The organism is Streptomyces sp. NPDC041796, assembly GCF_055590785.1.
Genome location: NZ_JBVJAH010000026.1, coordinates 36,250 through 42,928, shown reverse-complemented (window position 1 = coordinate 42,928; position 6,679 = coordinate 36,250). Strand labels below are relative to the sequence as shown.

The following is a 6,679-nucleotide window of genomic DNA, read 5'->3' as shown; positions in this document are numbered from 1 at the left end:
GAGCATGAGCGCGGAGGGGCGAGCGTTGGTGCCGGTAGGGGAGGCAGGGGGGCTGCGGTGGGAGGGGCGCGGCGGAACCATGAACGCCGGCCGCGGGGGGGGGGGGGGGGGGGGGCCCCCCCCCCACGGCGGTCACTGGTCGGAGTAGCTGAAGTCCCCCACCGTCCAGGCGCTCACGTCCTTGATGGCGATCCGGTACATCCCGCCCGTCTCGGGGATGCCCACCTGGCCCTGGAGGATCCTGGCGACATGGAAGTGCAGATGGGTGGGCGTCCCGGCCGGCACCGAACCGGCGCCGCCGGGCGGCGCGAAGGTACCGGCGAACGGACCGAGCCGGTCCGAGTCCCTCAGGACCTCGGCGACCCGCTGCCGCCACACCGTCTCGGGCGCCAGCCGGCCCGTGATGACGGCCCCGTGGACCACGACGGTGAGGGACATCTGAGTGGTTTGCTCCGACTCCACCGTGGCGGCGATGTCAACGAGCAGTTCATCAGGGTTCGACATGGGCGCTGATTCTAGATCCCGGGGCGCTCCCGTGGACCGAGGAGGTCGTCACCGCGCACCGCCGCCCAGCAGAGCAGCCGCCGTCTCCAGGGGGGTGAGGACGGCCACGGGCGTGGCCGCGGGGTCGTGGCAGGTGAAGCCGAGCCGGGTCAGCGCCCTGGTCACCTCCTGGGAGGTGAAGTCGCGGCGGTCCTGCTTGGTGATCACTTCCCCGACCTGCTTGACAGGGTAGGTCCGGCGTCCGACGGTCACGGACGGGCCCGTGACGGGTTCGGGCCGGACGCCCTTCATCGCCTCCTGCACGTCGCTCTTGAACAGGTCGAAGGGGAAGTGGGCGATGACGCAGCGCATGGGGCCTCGGCAGGGTGGGAGGGACGGTCAGGGGGTGAGGGCCAGGACGCCCAGGGTGTAGCCGTGCTCGTCGACCACGGGCGACACGTCCAGGGTCCGCATCCGCATGGCCGCCTCGGCGTCGTTCAGGTGCGCGGCGGAGCAGGTGAACGGCCCCCGGTCGAGGGGGATGTCACGCAGCCGGGTGCGGTCGCTGTACCAGGAGCCGCCCCGGTGGGCGGCGAGCTGCGCCCGGGTGACCAGGCCCGAACAGCGGCCCGCCTCGTCCTGGACGAGCAGGTGATCGACGCGGGCGCTGATCAGTACGGACAGGGCCACGTCGACCATCATGTGGTCGTCGACCTGCGGGCCGGGCGCGTCCATGGCGTCACGCGCGGTGAGGCCCGTGCCGGGTGCTTCTCGGAGCCGTGTCCGAATCGGCGTCACATGCTGCTCCTCTTCGATTGTTCGACCATCGGGGACGGGGCGGTGACTACGCGGCGGTGCCGGAGGGTGCGCTGCGGCCCCACCGGGAGGGCCGGCGGCGACGCCCGCGCGCGGAGGCGCCGGAGCCCTTGGGCCGCTCGGCGGCCGGAGCGGTGATGACGACGGGTACGCCGGAGGGCGCCTGGGCGCCGGTGATGCGGTTCAGTTCGGCCTCGCCGGAGCGGACCCGGGTCACCCGGGCGGTGATGCCGGCGTCGGCCATCAGGCGTTCCATGCCGCGGCGTTGACCGGGGAGCACCAGGGTGACGACGGTGCCGGACTCACCGGCGCGGGCGGTGCGGCCGCCGCGGTGCAGGTAGTCCTTGTGGTCGGTGGGCGGGTCGACGTTGACGACGAGGTCGAGGTCGTCGACGTGGATGCCGCGGGCGGCCACGTTGGTGGCCACCAGGACCGTGACGTGCCCGCTCTTGAACCGGTCGAGGGTGCGGGTGCGCTGGGGCTGGGACTTGCCGCCGTGCAGGGCGGAGGCCCGCACACCGACGGCCAGGAGGTCCTTGGTGAGCCGGTCCACCGCGTGCTTGGTGTCCAGGAACATGATCACCCGTCCGTCGCGGGCGGCGATCTCCGTGGTGGTGGCGTGCTTGTCGGCGCCGTGCACGTGCAGCACGTGGTGCTCCATCGTGGTGACCGCCCCCGCGGAGGGGTCGACGGAGTGGACGACCGGATCGGTCAGGTACCGGCGGACCAGGGTGTCCACGTTCCGGTCGAGGGTGGCGGAGAAGAGCATGCGCTGGCCGTCGGGCCGCACCTGGTCGAGCAGATGGGTGACCTGCGGCATGAAGCCCATGTCGGTCATCTGGTCCGCCTCGTCCAGGACGGTGATGGCGACCTGGTCCAGTCGGCAGTCGCCCCGGTCGACGAGGTCCTTGAGCCGGCCGGGTGTCGCGACGACGACCTCGCTCCCGCCGCGCAGGGCGCCGGCCTGGCGGCCGATGGACATTCCGCCGACGACCGTGGCCAGCCGCAGGTGCAGCGACCGGGCGTAGGGGGTGAGCGCGTCGGTGACCTGCTGGGCCAGTTCCCGGGTGGGTACGAGCACCAGGGCGAGCGGCGTGCGCGGCTCGGCGCGCTTCCCCGCGGTGCGGGCCAGCAGGGCGAGGCCGAAGGCGAGCGTCTTGCCGGATCCGGTGCGCCCGCGGCCCAGTACGTCCCGGCCGGCCAGCGAGTTCGGCAGGGTCGCCGCCTGGATGGGGAACGGCACGGTCATGCCTTCGGAGCGGAGCGCGGCCAGCAGCCGGTGGGGCAGGCCGAGATCGGCGAACGCCTCGACGGGCGGCAGCGGCGCGGTGCCCCCGACCGGGAGGGCGAACTCGCCGTGGAGCGGGGCGGGTCGGCGTGCGGGCCCGCCGCCGGCGGCGCGGCGGTTGCCGGGCGCCCTGACGGCGGCGCCTCGGCGCGAGCGGTGGGAGCTGTCGTTGGTGCGCGCAGTGCGGTTCATGCGGAACCTTCCTCGATGCGGAACGTATCGAGGAATTCCTCCCGGCAGCCGGGAGGCCGCATGAGGATTCGCAAGAACGATCCGGGAAAAAGACGAAAAAAAATCCGGGCCGACAGGGGGGCCGGTTCGTCTTGGCCCGTCGTTCCTCCGACGGGCGGAAAAAGAGACGAGCCGGGGCCCGCACCCCATGGTGCGGGCCCCGGCTGCGTCGTTACGCGTCAGCGTCAGGCGGGAACGATGTTCTCGGCCTGCGGGCCCTTCTGGCCCTGCGTGACGTCGAAGTTCACCTTCTGGCCTTCCTGAAGCTCGCGGAAGCCGGAGGCGGCGATGTTCGAGTAGTGGGCGAACACGTCAGCGCCGCCGCCGTCCTGCTCGATGAAGCCGAAGCCCTTTTCCGCGTTGAACCACTTCACGGTGCCAGATGCCATATTGAATCTCCCTTTGGGGCAGTGCCCGGAGTACGCACCTTGCGAACCCGGAGTCGCTGGGATGATTTCCCCTCCGGAAAACACCGGAAATGAACTGTGAAAGTCTCTGGGAACCACAACTGCAACTGACATCACCGTAGCACGGGATCAGCGGACGAGGGCGATACGTTTTTCTGCCCGGCGTGGCGGGCGGGAAAAAACTGACCGCGCATTTCCTGTATTTCTGCAACGGCGGCAAGAGATATTCGCCGCCCGGCGTCGGCGGTCAGCGGCCGTCGTCCGTGGCGGAGGCTTCGGCGCGGCGGCGCATCTCCTCGTTGAGGCGCAGGGCCTCTTCGAGCTGGTCCTCCAGGATGATGATGCGGCAGGCGGCCTCGACCGGAGTGCCCTGGTCGACGAGCTCACGGGCCCGCGCGGCGAGGCGAAGCTGGTAGCGAGAGTAGCGGCGGTGGCCGCCCTCCGAGCGCAACGGGGTGATGAGCCGGGCCTCGCCGATGGCGCGGAGGAAGGCGGGAGTGGTGCCCAGCATGGCGGCGGCGCGCCCCATGGTGTAGGCGGGGTAGTCGTCGTCGTCGAGGCTGTCGACGACGGTGGGCTTCTCAGAGGGCATAGCACCTTCGTTTCGGGGACGCGTCGAGGGGCCCGGGTGTACTTCCACACCCGGGCCCCGAGGGGTTCCAACACCATCTACCGGTCCGCTCGCGGGACCGGCTCTCTGTATTCCGCAACGGCGCCCGGGAGGGCGGGGATGCGGGATCCTGAATACGCGACCGTGGACCACCTGCCGTTCGGGGTCTGCGGTACCCGGGCGGCGTGCGTGCCCGGGCGATCCTGGACGGTGTCGTCTCCTTGTCTCTCCGGGGCGGGCCCTGGCTCTGCCGAGGGCCCGTGGCCAACGTGTACGGAGGAAACCCTACGCCCCGCGACAGCGAAAATCTACCTTCGCCGGATACGTTTTTCTGTCGTCGCCGAGGGGGTGGTAGTCGTCGGTCAGCGCGCCGCGCCCAGCTCCGCCACGACAGCGTCCGTGAACGGCGGCCACGCCTCGATCGCCCACGGCCCGAAAGGCCGGTCGGTCAGGGCGACGCAGGCCGCACGGGCATCCGGGTCGATCCACAGGAACGTGCCCGACTGGCCGAAGTGACCGAACGTACGGGGGGACGAGGAGCCGCCCGTCCAGTGCGGGGACTTGCCGTCCCGGATCTCGAAGCCGAGCCCCCAGTCGTTCGGCCGCTGGTGCCCGTACCCGGGCAGGATGCCGGTCAGCCCCGGGTGGACGACCGACATGGCCTCCAGCACCGTGCGCGGGTCCAGCAGCCGGGGCGCCTGGACCTCGGCCGCGAACCGCACCAGGTCGTCCACCGTCGACACCGCGTCCTTCGCGGGCGAACCGTCCAGCGTCGTGTCCTTCATGCCCAGCGGCTCCAGCACCGCCTGGCGCAGGTACTCCGCGAACGGGATACCCGTGACCTTCGTGAGGTGGTCGCCCAGCACCTCGAACCCGGCGTTCGAGTAGATCCGCCGCGTACCCGGCGCCGCCATGACCCGGTGCTCGTCGAAGGCCAGCCCCGACGTATGGGCGAGCAGGTGCCGCACCGTGGACCCCTCGGGCCCGGCCGGCTCGTCGAGCTCGACCGCCCCCTCCTCGTACGCCACGAGCACGGCGTACGCGGCGAGCGGCTTGGTCACCGACGCCAGCGCGAACCGCCGGCCCGTGGGGCCGTGCGCCCCCACGACGGTGCCGTCCGCCCGTACCACGGCCGCCGCCGCCGTCTCCACCGGCCAGTTCTCGATCATCGCCACGCTTCGCATGCGTACGAGCGTATCCCCGGGCCCCACCGGAACCTCCCCGGGGAAGGGCTTGCTTGGAGTGCACTCCAAGGTCCTAGCGTGGAGGCCATGACGGTGATCGAGAGCACTCCCGTACCGACCGAGCGCCTCGCCGCCTGCGCATCCGCTCCGCCACCCCACCCGCGTCCCGACGGGCAGGACCGCTACACGATCAGCGAGGTGTCGGCCTGGACCGGACTCACCGCGCACACCCTGCGCTGGTACGAGCGGATCGGGCTGATGCCGCACGTCGACCGGTCCCACACCGGTCAGCGCCGCTTCACCAACCGGGACCTGGACTGGCTCGCCTTCGTCGGCAAGCTGCGGCTGACCGGGATGCCCGTGGCGGACATGGTGCGCTACGCCGAGATGGTGCGCGAGGGCGAGCACACCTTCGAAGCACGGCAGGAACTGCTGGAGGCCACGCGGCGGGACGTCCGGTCCCGGATCGCGGAGCTCCAGGACACGCTCGCCGTACTCGACCACAAGATCGACTTTTACGCGGGTGTCCGACGGACCCCGGGAAGGACCACATGAGCACGGAGAAGATCGCGACCGTACGCCTCGGCACGGAAGGCCCGCTCGTGGGCGTCCAGGGCTTCGGCGCCATGGGCATCAGCGAGTTCTACGGCGACACCGACGAGGCCGCCGCCCGCGACACCCTCGACGCCGCGCTGGAGGCGGGCGTCACGCTGATCGACACCGCCGACGTCTACGGGCGCGGCGCCAACGAGGAGTTCCTCGCGCCGTTCGTCGCCCGGCACCGCGACGAGATCACCCTGGCGACGAAGTTCGGCATCGTACGCACCGACGACCCCACCTACCGGGGCATCCGCAACGACCCCGCGTACATCAGGTCGTGCGTCGAGGGGAGCCTCCGCCGCCTCGGCGTCGACGTCATCGACCTCTACTACATGCACCGCCGCGACCCGGCCGTGCCGCTCGCCGAAACCGTCGGCGCCATGGCCGAACTCGTTCAGCGGGGGCTCGTCAAGCACCTGGGGCTGAGCGAGGTCACCGGCGCCGAACTGCGCGAGGCGCACGCCGTGCACCCGATAGCGGCCCTCCAGTCGGAGTGGTCGCTGTTCTCCCGGGACGTCGAGCGCAGCGCGGTGGGCGCGGCGGCCGAGCTGGGCGTGGCGTTCGTGCCGTACTCGCCGCTCGGGCGCGGATTCCTCACCGGGGCGTTCGCCGACGCGGCCCAGGACCTGGCGGAGAACGACTTCCGGAAGAACCAGCCGCGCTTCTCCGGCGAGAACGCCCGCCGCAACGGCGACCTGCTGGAGCCGGTACGGAAGATCGCGGAGGCGCACGGGGTGACGGCCGCCCAGGTCGCCCTCGCCTGGGTGCAGCAGCGGGCGCGGGTCCACGGTCTGACCGTCGTGCCCATCCCCGGCACCCGCAAGCGCGCCCGCCTGCTGGAGAACGCCGCCGCCACCCGCGTCACCCTCGACGAGCGGGAACTGGCCGCACTGGAACCGATCGCCGCCCAGGTGGCGGGCGACCGGTACCCGGACATGACGTTCACCTCGGCCGCCCGGGAGGCGTAGGCCGTGCCCCGGGCCGGCCGGGTCTAGCCTGGAAGGGGAGCAGGCAACCACAGCGACGACCCACGGGGCGTCCGCCGCTCGTCCGGCCGCGA

9 protein-coding genes are annotated in these 6,679 nt (G+C 71.7%); 2 read left to right on the top strand and 7 right to left on the bottom strand.

All coding sequences use genetic code 11. From position 1 onward, the window contains the following. Positions 1-132 precede the first annotated feature (132 nt). From ACZ6C1_RS34270 to ACZ6C1_RS34240, 7 genes are all read right to left on the bottom strand, one after another. Positions 133-504, bottom strand: coding sequence for a hypothetical protein (locus tag ACZ6C1_RS34270; protein ID WP_469246537.1), 372 nt, complete (start codon positions 502-504; stop codon positions 133-135). Positions 505-552: 48 nt separating this feature from the next. Continuing rightward, on the bottom strand, positions 553-855 hold the full coding sequence (locus ACZ6C1_RS34265; RefSeq protein WP_469246535.1) for an SCO5918 family protein: 303 nt from the start codon (positions 853-855) through the stop codon (positions 553-555). A gap of 27 nt (positions 856-882) precedes the next feature. Next, positions 883-1,218, bottom strand: a complete 336-nt coding sequence (locus ACZ6C1_RS34260; protein ID WP_469246616.1) for a CBS domain-containing protein — start codon at positions 1,216-1,218, stop codon at positions 883-885. Between the two features lie 109 nt (positions 1,219-1,327). Further along, entirely contained in the window at positions 1,328-2,779 is a 1,452-nt protein-coding gene (locus ACZ6C1_RS34255; protein WP_469246533.1) for a DEAD/DEAH box helicase, read from the bottom strand. A 224-nt stretch (positions 2,780-3,003) separates the two neighbouring features. Then, entirely contained in the window at positions 3,004-3,207 is a 204-nt protein-coding gene (locus ACZ6C1_RS34250) for a cold-shock protein (RefSeq protein WP_033176054.1), read from the bottom strand. 265 nt (positions 3,208-3,472) lie between these two features. Next, positions 3,473-3,817 (bottom strand): MerR family transcriptional regulator, encoded by a 345-nt coding sequence (locus ACZ6C1_RS34245; protein ID WP_469246530.1) that lies wholly within the window; start codon positions 3,815-3,817, stop codon positions 3,473-3,475. A 380-nt stretch (positions 3,818-4,197) separates the two neighbouring features. Beyond that, positions 4,198-5,019 carry a serine hydrolase domain-containing protein gene (locus ACZ6C1_RS34240; RefSeq protein ID WP_469246528.1) on the bottom strand — a complete coding sequence of 274 codons (822 nt, stop codon included), beginning with the start codon at positions 5,017-5,019 and terminating at the stop codon, positions 4,198-4,200. Positions 5,020-5,106: 87 nt separating this feature from the next. Here ACZ6C1_RS34240 and ACZ6C1_RS34235 point away from each other — a divergent pair, with 87 nt between their 5' ends. Together ACZ6C1_RS34235 and ACZ6C1_RS34230 are read left to right on the top strand one after the other, a co-directional pair. Next, the gene (locus ACZ6C1_RS34235; protein WP_469246525.1) at positions 5,107-5,574 is read left to right on the top strand and encodes a MerR family transcriptional regulator; all 468 of its coding nucleotides are present in this window, start codon (positions 5,107-5,109) and stop codon (positions 5,572-5,574) included. Further along, a complete protein-coding gene (locus ACZ6C1_RS34230) occupies positions 5,571-6,587 on the top strand; it encodes an aldo/keto reductase (RefSeq protein ID WP_469246523.1) in 1,017 nt (338 codons plus the stop codon). The genes ACZ6C1_RS34235 and ACZ6C1_RS34230 overlap by 4 nt, the downstream gene beginning before the upstream one ends. Positions 6,588-6,679 lie beyond the last annotated feature (92 nt).